The 13543-nt window shown below is 64.3% G+C and carries 11 protein-coding genes and 1 pseudogene; 8 read left to right on the plus strand and 4 right to left on the minus strand.

The features are described 5' to 3' along the window. Positions 1–218 precede the first annotated feature (218 nt). On the minus strand, positions 219–1445 hold the full coding sequence (locus tag JOY90_RS01520) for an MFS transporter (protein ID WP_291689409.1): 1227 nt from the start codon (positions 1443–1445) through the stop codon (positions 219–221). 230 nt (positions 1446–1675) lie between these two features. Here JOY90_RS01520 and JOY90_RS01525 point away from each other — a divergent pair, with 230 nt between their 5' ends. Next, positions 1676–3010 (plus strand): epoxide hydrolase family protein, encoded by a 1335-nt coding sequence (locus tag JOY90_RS01525; RefSeq protein WP_291689410.1) that lies wholly within the window; start codon positions 1676–1678, stop codon positions 3008–3010. On the opposite strand, the gene JOY90_RS01530 is transcribed toward JOY90_RS01525, so the two are convergent. Together JOY90_RS01530 and JOY90_RS40015 are read right to left on the minus strand one after the other, a co-directional pair. Further along, a complete protein-coding gene (locus JOY90_RS01530) occupies positions 2998–3672 on the minus strand; it encodes a hypothetical protein (RefSeq protein ID WP_291689411.1) in 675 nt (224 codons plus the stop codon). The two genes, JOY90_RS01525 and JOY90_RS01530, sit on opposite strands and share 13 nt — an antisense overlap. 7 nt (positions 3673–3679) lie before the next feature. After that, positions 3680–3853: pseudogene (locus tag JOY90_RS40015) on the minus strand (FAD-dependent monooxygenase); the annotation flags it as partial. Between JOY90_RS40015 and JOY90_RS01535 the strand changes: the two are divergent. The 7 genes from JOY90_RS01535 to JOY90_RS01565 all read left to right on the plus strand — a co-directional run bounded on the left by JOY90_RS01535 (position 3807) and on the right by JOY90_RS01565 (position 12544). Further along, positions 3807–4361, plus strand: a complete 555-nt coding sequence (locus JOY90_RS01535; protein WP_291689412.1) for a VOC family protein — start codon at positions 3807–3809, stop codon at positions 4359–4361. The pseudogene JOY90_RS40015 and the gene JOY90_RS01535 overlap by 47 nt on opposite strands. 409 nt (positions 4362–4770) lie before the next feature. Then, positions 4771–6615, plus strand: a complete 1845-nt coding sequence (locus JOY90_RS01540; protein ID WP_291689413.1) for an alkaline phosphatase family protein — start codon at positions 4771–4773, stop codon at positions 6613–6615. Positions 6616–6687: 72 nt separating this feature from the next. Beyond that, entirely contained in the window at positions 6688–8100 is a 1413-nt protein-coding gene (locus JOY90_RS01545; RefSeq protein WP_291689414.1) for a cytochrome c peroxidase, read from the plus strand. Beyond that, complete coding sequence (locus tag JOY90_RS01550) at positions 8097–8906, plus strand: EfeM/EfeO family lipoprotein (protein WP_291689415.1); 810 nt, start codon at positions 8097–8099, stop codon at positions 8904–8906. Before JOY90_RS01545 ends, JOY90_RS01550 begins: the two co-directional genes overlap by 4 nt. 93 nt (positions 8907–8999) lie before the next feature. Beyond that, positions 9000–9134 carry a hypothetical protein gene (locus JOY90_RS01555; RefSeq protein ID WP_291689416.1) on the plus strand — a complete coding sequence of 45 codons (135 nt, stop codon included), beginning with the start codon at positions 9000–9002 and terminating at the stop codon, positions 9132–9134. A gap of 267 nt (positions 9135–9401) precedes the next feature. After that, positions 9402–9971, plus strand: a complete 570-nt coding sequence (locus JOY90_RS01560; RefSeq protein ID WP_291689417.1) for a hypothetical protein — start codon at positions 9402–9404, stop codon at positions 9969–9971. Continuing rightward, on the plus strand, positions 9935–12544 hold the full coding sequence (locus tag JOY90_RS01565) for a caspase family protein (RefSeq protein ID WP_291689418.1): 2610 nt from the start codon (positions 9935–9937) through the stop codon (positions 12542–12544). The genes JOY90_RS01560 and JOY90_RS01565 overlap by 37 nt, the downstream gene beginning before the upstream one ends. A gap of 117 nt (positions 12545–12661) precedes the next feature. Here JOY90_RS01565 and JOY90_RS01570 read toward each other — a convergent pair whose 3' ends face one another. Beyond that, the gene (locus JOY90_RS01570; protein WP_291689419.1) at positions 12662–13372 is read right to left on the minus strand and encodes an SDR family NAD(P)-dependent oxidoreductase; all 711 of its coding nucleotides are present in this window, start codon (positions 13370–13372) and stop codon (positions 12662–12664) included. Positions 13373–13543 lie beyond the last annotated feature (171 nt).

A 13543-nucleotide genomic window follows, 5' to 3' on the forward strand; every position in this document is an offset into this window, starting at 1 on the left:
CGGCCCGCGCAAGGTTCTCGGCTGCATGACGATGCAGGTCCTCATCCGCGACCATGACGCGATGATCGCAGCACCCGTCCAATGTGACGTTGATGGAATATCGAAGAGGTCGCATTCGTACGCTTACCACCCATCAAAATTGGATGGGACGAAGCGCCATCGCGCTTCGTCCCGGTTTACCGACGATTCCTGCCGGCCCGCGGCCCGAGCATCTCCGACTACGCCGCCACCGGCTGAGGCGTCCCCCGTAGCTCGGTCTTCGGGAACGGCCTGAACGTCATGATGATGAAGAAGGCGCCGAGGCCCACGGCCCAGGAGCCGATATAGAGCCAAGCATAGCTCCCTAGCGTGTCGTAGATTAGGCCGCCGGCCACCGGCCCGGTCGCCATGCCGAGGCTGCCGGCCATCGCGCTGCCGCCGATCACGGTGCCGAGCATCCGCAGCGGGAAGTTCTCGCGGATCAGCACCGAATAAAGCGGCATGGTGCCGGCATAGATGAAGCCGAACACGGCCGCCACGGTGTAGAACGCGGCAAGCTCGCGCACGAATGCATAGGCGAGCGCGCCGAACGCCTGCGCCAGCAGGCCCGCCACCAGCACGCGCTTGGCACCAAACCGATCGCCGGCGATGCCGAAGGCGATGCGGCCGAACAATCCGGCAAAGCCTTCCACGCTGTAGATCGTGACCGCAGCAACCAGCGGGATGCCGCAACTGATGGCGTAGCTCACGGTATGGATGATCGGCCCCGAATGGGTCGCGCAGCAGAAGAAATTGGTCAGGAGCAGGATGATGAACTGCGGCGAGCGCAGCGCCTCCGCCCGCGACATCTCCCGTTGCGGCGCGGCGCCCGCGACCGGCGCGGAAGCTGTGGCGGAAAGCGCCGGCGGACGGCGTACCAGGAGCGCGACCGGGATCATGATGGAGCCTACGACGGCGGCCAGAATCAGCATCGTCGTGCGCCAGTCGTGGTGCGAGACCAGCCAGGCCACGAAGGGCGACATCGTCATCGGCGCGACGCCCATGCCTGCCGAGACCAGCGAGACGGCGAGGCTGCGCTGGGTCTCGAACCAACCGGTGACGGTCGCCATCATCGGCGCGAAGATTGCGGCCGTCGCGCCGCCGACCATCACGCCGAAGACGAATTGAAAGACGACGAGCGAGGTCGCCTGGCTCGCCAGTGCAAGGCTCGTCGCGATCACGGTCGAGCCGGTGAGGACCACCGGCAGCGGCCCGAACTTGTCGGTCAAGGTACCCCAGATCATGCTGGTCAAGGCCATCGCCAGAAAGCCGATGGTCATGGCGCTGGAGATGCCGGTCACCGACCAGCCGGTCTCCCGCGCGATCGGCTGCAGCAGCACCGGCAGCGAGAACATACCGCCGATCGCGACACAGCCGAGCAGGCCGCCTGCCGCGACGATCACCCAGCGATAACGAGACTGTTCCATTTCTGATCTCCGATAGGACCTTCACTGGCTGCAAGACGAATGAACGCGGCCGCCGCCGACAATCCGACCCGCCCACCGAAGATTTTTTTGGAACGGCCGGCTTTTCTCGGAACGCGATTGGCAGCAGCTGGCAACAGCTAACGGCTTCTAACATTTTTTAACAAGCATCCTGCCACGTTCTGCGCCAGCGTGTGACGAGGTGGAATCCGACGATTGCAGGGAGGCTCCCGATGGGCGTGCAAACGAGCTCCAAAACCATGGACCGGCGCCAGCTTCTCGGCACCGCAGCGATGGCAATCGCCGGCACAGCCGCAGCGACGCTGTTTCCGGCGCCTGTCGCGTCCGCGGCCACGGCTGATGCCGTCCGTCCGTTCCAGATCAACATTCCGGACGAGGCCCTCGCCGATCTGCGCCGTCGTCTGGCCGCAACCCGCTGGCCCGACAAGGAGACGGTTGCGGACGAATCCCAGGGCGTGCCGCTTTCAACCCTGCAGGACCTCGTGCGCTACTGGCAGACCGATTATGACTGGCGGAAGGTCGAGGCGCGTCTCAATGCGCGGCCGCAGTTCATCACCGAGATCGACGGCCTGGACATCCATTTCATTCACGTGCGGTCCAATCATGAAAATGCCTTGCCGCTGATCGTCACGCATGGCTGGCCCGGCTCGGTCATCGAGCAGTTGAAGGTCATCGATCCCCTGACCAATCCGACCGCGCATGGCGGCAGCGCGTCGGATGCCTTCCATCTGGTGATCCCGTCGATGCCGGGCTACGGCTTCTCGGGCAAACCGACCACCACGGGCTGGAATCCCAACCGCATCGCCCGGGCCTGGGTCGTGCTGATGAAGCGCTTGGGCTACACGCGGTTCGTGGCGCAGGGCGGCGACTGGGGCTCGCCCGTCTCGAACGAGATGGCCAAGCTCGGCGCGCCCGAACTGCTGGGCATTCACGTCAACCTGCCCGGCGTCGTTCCACCCGAGATCATCAAGGCGATCGCGGCCGGCGATCCGGCGCCGGCGGGCCTGTCGGATGAGGAAGAGCACGCCTTCGAGCAGATCAAGCTGTCGTTCTCCAAACGGCGCGCCTATGCGCTGATCATGGGGACCCGGCCACAGACGCTGTCGGGCCTCGCGGACTCCCCCGCCGGCCTCGCCGCGTGGCTGCTGGACCATGGCGACGGCTACGCCCAGCCGGCGGCGGCGATCACCTCTGCGGTGGCCGGCCGAACCATCGACGGGCATTCGGCTGGCGACCTGACGCGAGACGACGTGCTCGACAACATCACGCTCTATTGGCTGACCAACACCGCGATATCCTCGGCCCGCCTTTATTGGGAAAACAAGATCAACCTCTATCTTCCGGCCAATGTCTCGATCCCGGCGGCCGTGACGGTCTTTCCGGGTGAGAGCTTTCAAGCGCCGCGGAGCTGGGCGGAGCGCGCCTATCACCATCTGATCTATTTCCATAAGGCCGACAGGGGCGGACACTTCGCGGCATGGGAGCAGCCGGCGCTGTTCAGCACCGAACTGCGCGCGGCGTTCGGGTCACTGCGTCAGCCGGGCTGAAGTTGATCAAGCTCGTTCATCGCGTTCACCACCTGCTCGACCATTCGCTGCAGCGATGTTTCATCCTGCGCGAACCCAAAGACGTATTTGTCCGGCCGCACCACGATCGCTCCTTGGCCGAGGCGGTGCATCCAATCCTGCAGCACCGCCCCCTCCTCCACATAGGCTGCGGTCAGACCATCCCGAAACGGCGCTGTCGGCGAGACCACGATCCGTCGTCCACCGATCTCGCGCCATTGCATTTCTGCGCTTCCCGTCAGCCATCGCTGCGGCTCTGGACCGCACGTGATCACGGCAAAGCATTCGCCGATCAAGTCATCCAGCCGATGGCTGACGTCCTGCGCGTCCTTCACCGTCGGCTGCACGAACAGCGTCCCGGCCGCGGGCGCCAATTTCCCCGTCTCGTCGCGACCGAGCAAGCCGACAGCCAGATCGGGGATGAACTTCTGCCGCGACGTCTCGGCCGCGCCGCGGTCGAACGCATCGCCCAGCCATTCATCGCGCCGCCGCGCCCGCTCCCCATCGAGCTCGCCGATCGCCTTGGTGGTTGCGACCAGCTCGGTAATGTGCGGCTTGCGCTCGATTTCGTAGGAATCGAGCAGAGAATCGGGTGCCTGCCCCCCGTAGCACCGCCGCGAGTTTCCAGGCGAGATTGCCGGCATCCCTGACGCCGGAGCACAGCCCTTGCGCCATGAAGGGCGGGGTCTGGTGTGCGGCGTCGCCGACCAGGAAGATCCGCCCGCGACGCCATTCCTTGGCGACCAAGGCGTGAAACCGGTAGGTCGCCGCGCGCCAGATGTCGATCCGGCTCACATCCACGAAGGGCGCAAGCCGCCTCCGCACATTCTACGCCGGCCTCGGCTTCATGCTGACCGAATACATCGCGCCCGACGAGAGCAGCCTGCGCGGCGCGTTCCTGCAACGCAAAGGCAACCCGCACGACATCGTGTTCTTCGCCGGCGCCGGACCACGGCTGCATCACTTCGCCTATCTGGTGCCCGAGGTCCATCACCTGCTGCGCGCGTGCGACGTCGCCGGAAGCCTCGGCTATGGCCGCGAGGTCGAGCGCGGCCCGGGCCGCCATGGTCCCGGTCACGCCATGTTCGTCTATTTCCGCGATCCTGACGGTCATCGCGTCGAACTGTTCAACACGCACTATCAGGTCATCGACGTCGAGAACGAGCCGGTGCGCTGGGACCCCGCCGATGCCAACGTGTCGTTCCCCTGGGGACTGCCGGCGCAGCGCTCCTGGTTCGAACAGGCGACGGCGTTCGAAGGCCAGGCCATCACCGCGCCCGGGACATCGGGATCTCCGCTGACGCTGGAGCGCTATCTGGCGGAGAAGGCGTGAAGCGGCCTCGGTCGGGCTCTGAGACGCTCTATCGGATCGAGAATGCGGCGGCCCCCGCGCGAGGCGCGGGCGAGTCATGCCGCAACGGCTGCGACGCGCAAGTGGTCGCTGAAGAATTCAGAGAACGCCTCGACACCATGCGCCGCTCTCCCGCGAGCCTCGACGCGCCCGTCCAGCCGGCGGCGCCCGCTGTTCGGCGACACAGGCGTTCTATTCCCGCGCTCGGCCGAATTGTTTCATGTCTTGCATCATCGCAACAGTGTCGCCATTCGGTCACGTCGCGGAACCGTCAAGCCGTCGTCATGGATGGTTCATGGCGTTGTGACCCAGTTCTGGAAATTTTCCAAACTGCGCGATTTGTCCCTTTGCGCCAGTCACTGAATTTTTCCTACTCAAGGAGGCAATCAAGATGCGTTTGCCAATATCACTCGGTCTGGTCTCTAGCCTTGCGCTGTTGGTCGGCGGCGCCAGTGCCGTCGCCGACGACTACGATCACGACAATTTCCGCAATGACACCAGGACGCCGATCAAGCACCTGGTCGTCATCTTCCAGGAGAACATCTCCTACGACCACTATTTCGGTACCTATCCGAAGGCGATGAACCTGCCGGGCGAGACGCCGTTCAAGGCGAAGCGCAACACCCCTCTCAACAACAATCTGGTGACGCCGCTCGACGTCAACCGCGGCTTCGAGCCGCTCGGCGAGCTCAATCTCCTGACCAACAACCCGAACGCCAACGCCAATGCACCGGTTGCGCCGAACAATTCGCGTCACAACGGCACCGATGCGGCCAATCCATTCCGGTTGTCACCCAGCCAGGCGTCGACCGCCGACCAGGGTCACAACGACATGCCTGAGCAGGCCGCCTACAACAACGGCAACATGGACGGCTTCCCGGCGTGGGTCGGCACCGCCGGCGGCACCGCCACCAACGGACCGCTGCCACCGCCCGCCGCTGCCGCGACCAAGGGCCTGGTGATGGGCTACTACGACGGCAACACCGTCACGGCGCTATGGAACTACGCCCAGCACTACGCGATGAGCGACAACAGCTTCGGCACCCAGTTCGGTCCGTCGTCACCGGGCGCCATCAACCTGATCTCCGGCCAGGCCAATGGCTTCTCTCATACCACCAACGTGCAGGACGGCAGTGGTGCCCTGCTTCATGCCACCCACGAGGCGTTCGGCGACGCCGCCCACACGTCGAGCAACATCACCCTGATCGGCGACGCCGATCCGGAGCAGGACCAGTGCTCCAACCCGACGATCGACCAGGTCACCATGGCCGGCCGCAACATCGGCGACCTGCTCAACAAGGCCAACATCACCTGGGGCTGGTTCGAGGGCGGCTTCAACCTGAAGACCGTCAACCCGAACGGCAGCACCGGCTGCGCCCGCTTCACGCTGCCGACCCAGCCGCACTTCCCGTTCTCGTCGACGGACTACATCCCGCATCACCAGCCGTTCCAGTACTACGCCTCGACCCGGAACCCGACTCATGCTGCGCCAAGTTCGATCGCCGCGATCGGGCACAGCAACATCCCGAACACCCACACGCCGGATCCGGCCAACCACCAGTACGACACCGACGACTTCTTTGCGGCGCTCAAGGCCGGCAACCTGCCGTCGGTGACCTTCCTCAAGGCGCCGGCCTTCCAGGACGGCCACGGCGGCTATTCCAACCCGATCGACGAGCAGGCCTTCATCGTGAAGGTGAGCAACACGGTGCAGCAGAGCAGGTTCTGGTCCGAGACCGCGATCGTCGTCCTGTATGACGACTCCGACGGCTGGTACGATCACCAGATGCCGCCGATCGTGAACCCGTCCTTCAACCCGGCCGTCGACGTGCTCAACGCCGCCGGCGTCTGCAAGACCGGCCTGCAGCAGGGGCGCCCAACGCGGACCGTGCCGCTCAACGGCGCCTTCGGCCAGCCGGCCTGGGGCCGCTGCGGCTATGGCACGCGCCAGCCGCTGCTGGTGATCTCGCCGTTCGCCAGGCGCAACCACGTCGACCACACGCTGACCGACCAGACCTCGGTGCTGAAGTTCATCGAGGACAACTGGCTCAACGGCGAGCGCATCCAGCCGGGCGGCTCGCTCGACACCGTCGCCGGCACGATCGAGCACATGTTCGACTTCGACCGCCATGTCGACAACGACGACAACAAGCTGATCCTCGATGCGTCGACCGGCGCCGTCGTGTTCGCGAGCCATCGTGACGACGATGATGATCATGATCACGATCATCACTGACCGGATCGCCTGAGATCAAACATGCGGGCCGGGGCGCCGCCCTGGCCCGCATCATTTTGACGCGCGACGACCATGACCAGATCCGCAAAGCGATTTTCCCAAGGCTGGCGACGCGGCGTCGGCGCCGCCGTCGGGCTCAGCCTGTTGCTGGCGATGCCGTGGGATGCGGCGTCATTCCCGATCGACGGCGACCAGACGGTGCTGCCCGCCGGCAGCGAACTCAACGAGGACGCGGTCTACGTGCCGCACGAGATCCTGCGCTCGGAATACCGCGGCGACCGCATCTCCTATATGGTCGCACTCGGCGACCTTGCCTTCAACTCGCCGTCGATCCTCGGCGACGTCGCGCGGCGTGCCGGCATGAGCTGCGGCACCTGCCATGTCGGCGGCGCCAATAACGCCAAGCTGTTCATTCCCGGCCTTTCGAGCCACCCCGGCACGTTCGACACGACGGGCGCGCTGTTCAATCCCAAGGCCGATAATCACGTGCTCGATCCTGTCCGGATTCCGAGCCTGCGCGGCGCGCGCGTCCTCGCACCCTACGGTCACGACGGCCGCATCGCGTCGCTGCGCGATTTCGTGCGCAACGTCATCGTCGGCGAGTTCGCCGGACCGGAGCCGTCGCCCGCCCTGCTCGACGCCGTGACCGCCTATGTGCAGGAGATCGATTTCCTGCCCAATCCCAGGCTCGGCGCCCGGGGCCGCCTCAACGACACCGCGACCGAGGCCGAGCGCCGGGGCGAGTTGCTGTTTGCAAAGCCCTTCCCGCATGATCCTACCCTGAGCTGCGCCGGCTGCCATCGGCCGGCCGGCGCCTTCGTCGATCATCTCCAGCACGACATCGGCTCGGGCGGCCTCTACAAGACGCCGACACTGCTGAATGCCAATTTCAACGCGCCCTACTTCCATGACGGCCGCTACGAAAGCTACGACCAGGTCGTCGATCATTTCGACCGTGTCTACGCGCTCGGGCTGTCGGAGCAGGATCGTGGCGATCTCGTCACCTATCTGCGCGCGATCGGCGACGCGCGCCAGCCCTACGACAGCGACGGCGTGGTCTTCCGCTTCAAGGACATCGAGACCTTCTCGCTGCTGCTCACGCAGGCGATCGCGGCCCATGACCGCGCCGCCATCGATCTCGCGGTCGACACCCTGGGTGGCGAGTTGCGCGATCTCGCCGAACAGTTTCCCGACCACCGCGACGCCGCCGTGACCGGCGCGCTGGTCGAGCGCCGCATGGCGCGCGCGGCCGCCAAGGACGTGGTGATCAGCCTGCGCCGCATCGCCATGGCGACCACGGCCGACGATTTCGACGCGGCCGCCGCCGAATACAAGACGTTCTATGCCCTGATCTTCACCAAGGCGATGCCGCTGATGCGCGGCACCGAGCCGTGGTCATTGTTCAATCCCGCCGTGCGGACGGCCCGCGATGTGCAGCGGCGGGGCCTGCTGCGCCTTCCCGAGCCAGCACAGGTGCAGCGATGAAGCGCGGAGGCGTCACGACCGCCCGTTCCTGGAAGCGTTCGCTCGCGTCGGGCGCAGCCATGGCCTTGGCCATGGCACCACAACTGCGTGCGGCACCGCTCGAGGCCGCTGCCGAGAGCTATCGGCATTATCTGATCGACGACCTCGGCCAGGCGCTTGCCGGGGCCCGGCTCCTGCGCGAGCGCCTGGCGGCCCACGATGCGGCCGGCGCGCGATCGGCATGGGTCGCGGCGCGCGTCGGCTGGGAGCGCTCCGAGGTCTTCACGAGCGGCTTCGTGCCCGAGCTCGATCAGCGGATCGACGCCTGGCCCGACGCCAGTCACGGCTTCCACGGCATCGAGGCTTCGCTGTTCGGCGTAAGCCGCACCGACACCGGTGCCGAGACCGATGCGCTGATCGCCGACCTTGCCGAGCTGAACGCACAGCTCGCGCATGTCGACCTCGCACCGCAGCGCCTCCTCAACGGCATTGCGCGTCTCGCCTTCGAGCTCGGCGGCAACAAGGCCGACGGCGGCGAGTCGCGGCTGAGCGGCACCTCGCTCAAGGACATGCAGAGCAACGCCGATGGCATTGCGCTAGCCTATCGAGTGATCTTTGCCGACGCCGTCGCGGCCGCCGATCCAAAGCTCGCCGCAGGCGCGCAGAGTGCAATCGAGCGCCTTCAGGCTGACGTCAAGATCGCCGACTTGCGCAATCTCGAAGCCGACAGGCTGCGCACCGACAGCGAGGAGCTGGTCGCGCTGTTGCAGATGGCTGCGCCCAGGATCGCCTTGGACAGGCCGACGCTCGAGGAAGGCAGCCGGTAGTGCGGCTCTCCTCGCGGCGGAGAGATCGTAGAGCCTGAGAACCATTGGGTCCTGCGGCCGTCGCTGCCAGAACCAGAAGGACAGCCTCACGTCATGGCGATCGTCGATTGCAGCGGCCTCGTGCGCGATCTCGGCGCGACCACGAATCCGGCGCTGCGCAGCCTGTTCGCCCAGGGCCTCGTGCGGATCGCTTTCCCCGATCAATTAGTTTGGCAGGTTGCGGGTTAGTATCCCGACAGTGGCGCCGCTGATGATGCGCTCGCCGCCAGGCTTCCTGGTCGATTTGTGGTCCGCGTCGCTCTTCACGCACATGCTCAAAGCCGGCATCCGAAGCGGCTGCGACATATGCCCGGCAAGGTGATTATCGAGCTCGCGCAGAACTTGCAAACCCGATCTATTTCGCTATTCTCTCAAAGACATTAAAGTTGGCAGCCCTCTGCTCGGGTCCAACCTGCGCGGTATTTTTGGGCGGCCTGTTTTCCTCGCGAGAGGACCATGAAAATTGCCAGTTCGAGGCCGTTTGCTGCGCTGACAGTACTGCTATTGCTGACGGGCTCTTTAATCGCCGGACCGACCGCCATCTCCTGGCCAGACGCAGTGGGCCAGATCGCGGGCGAACGGGCCAAGGCAGAGACCTGCGTTATGCTGATGAAGAAGTATGGTGATCCCGCGCAAATGGCGCGGGGTGCGATCACCTATGCCAACGCAAAAGCTGATTTCGACGCAGTCATCGCGGGACTAATCGTGGCCCTTTCCGCCGGGCAAACGCCAGCAAGCCTGTCGAGCCTGCACGAGAAGCTGAACGGCGGGGTGTCTGGTCTCTCCCAATTCTGCGGCGCGGTGATTGATCTGCTTCCCACGACAGCAGGACAAACCGAAAAAGGCGTTGGGATCGACATTTTGAAGGCGATCCCGCTGGAGCAGCTGCTCAAGATGCTGTCGGAGGGAGTGTCTGCGCTCTACACCAACCATCGGAGCGACGATGCGCTGACGCGCAAGACCATTCAGACCCAGCTGGAGTCCGCAAGGTGGCCGGCATTTTCCGAGGTCAAGGCAGATCAATAGCGCGCGCGCTTTTGTTTGCATTCTTTTTCGTTGCTGTTGCAACTCCTGCCGCGCAGGCGCAGCTTTATGACCAGCCGGTGCTGATCGTCGATCCGGGCATGCACACCGCGCCGATCAAAGATGTGGGCGTGGATGCCGCGGGTCGGATCGCCGCCACCGGATCTTATGACAAGACGTTACGGGTATGGTCTCTGAGCGACGGGACATTGCTACGGACGATCCGCATGCCGGCCGGACCGGAAAGCATCGGAAAAATCTATGCGATCGCGATGTCCCCCGATGGCGCGATCGTCGCAGCCGGCGGATGGACCCGGTGGACGACCTCCACACGCGAGGATTCAATTTACTTGTTCGACACGTTAACCGGCACAATGGACGCACAGATTGCGGGAATTCCCAGCACCACCGAGAGCCTCGCCTTCTCGCCCGACGGCCGCTATCTGGCCGCGGGGCTGGACGCTCCGGGAGGTCTGCGCGTTTACGACCGGCAGCGACAATGGCGCGAGGTGTTCCGCGACCCCGACTACGACGATGCGATCTACGGTGTTGCATTCTCCACCGATGGTCGGCTGGCCGCCACGAGCTTGGACGGCAAAGCACGGCTGTACGACGCTGCCTTTGAGCTGGTGGGCCCATCGAAGCAGTTGACGGGCGGCAGGCAGCCGTTCCGGATTGCATTTAACCCTGACGGCACCCTGCTGGCGGTCGGTTACGATGACGTTCCAGTCGTGGATCTTCTCGACGGACATTCGCTGGCACCCTTGCCTGGACCCGATGTCGATGGCCTTGACAACGGCTCCTTGCTGATTGTGACCTGGTCAAAGGACGGTAAGACGCTCTACGCGGGCGGCTTACACTGGGAGGAAGGCAGTCGCCCCGTTCTCGCTTGGGACGATGCGGGCCGCGGCAAGCGCCGTATCCTGAGGGCGGCAACCGACTCGGTCTCGGGTCTCGCGGCTTTGCCGGATGGCCAACTCTTGATAGCAGCTCAAAATCCATTTCTGGAGTTGCTCGGACCCGATGCGAGACCTCGCTGGGTGCACGTTTCTCCCAAGGCAGATTTTCGAGATCAATATGACCGACTGGCCGTGTCGGCAGATGGTACCGTTGTCGACTTCGGCTTCGATCAGTGGGGCAGCTCGCCGCTTCGCTTTGATTTGCGGACGCGCAAGTTGAGCAGCGATCCACCTGATGATCAGCAGACAATCTTGGCGAAGCAAACCGGACTTGCAGTCGACAGCTGGAAGCATGATCTCGCTCCGACGCTCGACGGGATTCCGATCACGCTAGAATCGCGTGAAGTATCGCGAAGCCTGGCCATTCATCCGGACGGGAGTGGTTTCGTGCTTGGAGCTGAATGGTCCCTTCGAGCGTTCGACGCAAAGGGCCAGCCGATTTGGCGACGGAGCGTGCCGTCGATCGTCTGGGGCGTAGACATCAGCGAGGACGGCCGCCTGGTGATCGCAACCTACGGCGACGGCACCATTCGCTGGCACCGCATGGGCGATGGCCGCGAACTCCTGGCGCTATATGTGCTGGCGGATCGCCAGAACTGGGTGGCGTGGACGCCCGAGGGCTTCTATGGCGCAACGGCAGGCGCCTTCGGTGTGCTTCAATGGCAAGTGAATAGAGGGTTCGACGCACCGGCCGAGACGGTGCCCGTCAATGCGATCCCAAGCTTGCGACGACCCGATGCGCTGGCGCTGGTGCTTCAGGAACTCGAAACCACGCGGGCTCTGGGCATCGCCGATTTAAAGGCTGCGCGCCGCGCCGTGCAGATCGTCACCCGATCGGCGAAGCCCCCCGGCGCCCGATTGCATGTCCTGGCCATTGGGATCAGCGATTACGGCGACAAGGCACGCAATCTCAGATTGCATTTTGCAGCACGCGACGCTCAGGACGTCGCGAGTGCCCTTCTCAACACCCAAGAGGGCGGCCTCTATGCCGAGGTCAAGCCGATCTTTCGGCACGATGACGATGCAAACAAGGATGGAATTGCCGATGCATTCACCTCCATTGAAAGCAATATGGCAACCAGCACCGGCCAGGACCTCGCAGTGGTGATGTTCTCCGGCCACGGCACCATGATCGATGGTCAGTTCTATCTCGTACCCTACGGAGTCGACGCCAGTACGATGGCGCGTCTAAAAACCAATTCGATCCCGGCGACCGAATTCAGGAGCGAGATCGAAAAGCTCGCCCAGCATGGGCGGGTGCTGGTGCTGCTCGACGCCTGCCGCTCGGCGGGACTGATAGGCGGCCCTTCGAACACCCTGCCGGCTGCCGACATGCTGAGAGCGATCATGAATACCAGCAACGTGACAGTGCTCACGTCATCCACGGCGGACAAAGTTTCAAGGGAGGACGAGAAATGGGAGCATGGCGCGTTCACCCAGGCCTTGCTCGATGCGCTGTCCAACCCCGACGACGTCGACGTTAATCATGATGGCGTGATCTCGATGAGCGAACTCACAACCTATGTCGGAAGACGCCTAACGGAGCTGACCAATGGCGATCAGCAGCTTGGGCTCGATCAGCGTTTCGAAGGCAATCTCTTCGCTGACCCGCTATAAACTGTCGAGGCAATGGTAGGCACGGCGCTTCCGCCTTCGCTCTGCGAGCTACGGCGGATGCGGCCGCGCCTTAGCTCACCCTGCGACTCCATCTCCCGACCGAATGCGGCTCGTCAGTCACCACCTCTCCCTGGAGGTCCGGACATCGAGCTCGAATGACCAGCCCCGCGGCGGCTGACGATGAAGAAACACGAAGCCATCGACGATCGCTTCGATGCTGATCAGGCTTTCCTCCCGGCTGGCTGCGTCCGGAAAGCGACGAAGGATCTTGTCGCCCGCGATCGCCCCGTCGACGACGACATGACCGACATGAATGCCGTCCTCGGCATATTCCTTCGCCATCGCCTGAGCGAGAACCCGTAAGCCGGCCTTTGCCGAATTGAACGCGCCGTATCCGGGCCGCCCCCGGAGCGAAGCGCTGGCGCCGGTGAACAGCAGCGTGCCGCTCCTGTTCGGCAGCATCCGGCGGACCGCCTCGCGGCCGAACAGGAAACCGCCGAAACAGACGACCCGCCAGCTCTGCTCGAAATAGCCGGCATCCATGTCGATGATCCGTCCAGGGGTGTTGTTTCCCGCATTGTAGATCGCAAGGTCGAGCTCGCCGCCGGCCGCGTCGAACAGCCTGGCAATGTCACTCTCGCTGGTCGCATCCGCGACGACAGCGACCGCCCGTCCCCCTGCCCGCACGACGTCTTCTACGACGGCCTCGATCGCCGCTTGCGTTCGGCCGGCGATGATCACCTTCATTCCGTCCGCCGCAAACCGCTTGCACAGGCTGGCGCCAAGACCACGATCGGGCCCGACCCCGATCACAATCGCCGTCTTCATCACGCACCTCCAATCATCCGGTGGCAAGGCCGAAGCCGTTCGTCATCAAGTATGGGCTTCGATCGTCCAACCTCAAGGCCACCGTTCTTCAAATTGCCGGATGGAAGGACGATGCGTCGAGACCGGCCGTCGCGCCGAAGGCCGCGCCAGCCACTTCCGATTTTCGGAAAA

Source organism: Bradyrhizobium sp. (assembly GCF_019242285.1).
Taxonomy (GTDB): domain Bacteria; phylum Pseudomonadota; class Alphaproteobacteria; order Rhizobiales; family Xanthobacteraceae; genus Bradyrhizobium.

Excerpts from the sequence above, each read along its gene's own strand:
- JOY90_RS01520 (WP_291689409.1), bottom strand. The coding sequence starts at position 1,445 with ATGGAACAGTCTCGTTATCGCTGGGTGATCGTCGCGGCAGGCGGCCTG.
- JOY90_RS01525 (WP_291689410.1), top strand. The coding sequence starts at position 1,676 with ATGGGCGTGCAAACGAGCTCCAAAACCATGGACCGGCGCCAGCTTCTC.
- JOY90_RS01530 (WP_291689411.1), bottom strand. The coding sequence starts at position 3,672 with ATGCCGGCAATCTCGCCTGGAAACTCGCGGCGGTGCTACGGGGGGCAG.
- JOY90_RS01535 (WP_291689412.1), top strand. The coding sequence starts at position 3,807 with ATGTCGATCCGGCTCACATCCACGAAGGGCGCAAGCCGCCTCCGCACA.
- JOY90_RS01540 (WP_291689413.1), top strand. The coding sequence starts at position 4,771 with ATGCGTTTGCCAATATCACTCGGTCTGGTCTCTAGCCTTGCGCTGTTG.
- JOY90_RS01545 (WP_291689414.1), top strand. The coding sequence starts at position 6,688 with ATGACCAGATCCGCAAAGCGATTTTCCCAAGGCTGGCGACGCGGCGTC.
- JOY90_RS01550 (WP_291689415.1), top strand. The coding sequence starts at position 8,097 with ATGAAGCGCGGAGGCGTCACGACCGCCCGTTCCTGGAAGCGTTCGCTC.
- JOY90_RS01555 (WP_291689416.1), top strand. The coding sequence starts at position 9,000 with ATGGCGATCGTCGATTGCAGCGGCCTCGTGCGCGATCTCGGCGCGACC.
- JOY90_RS01560 (WP_291689417.1), top strand. The coding sequence starts at position 9,402 with ATGAAAATTGCCAGTTCGAGGCCGTTTGCTGCGCTGACAGTACTGCTA.
- JOY90_RS01570 (WP_291689419.1), bottom strand. The coding sequence starts at position 13,372 with ATGAAGACGGCGATTGTGATCGGGGTCGGGCCCGATCGTGGTCTTGGC.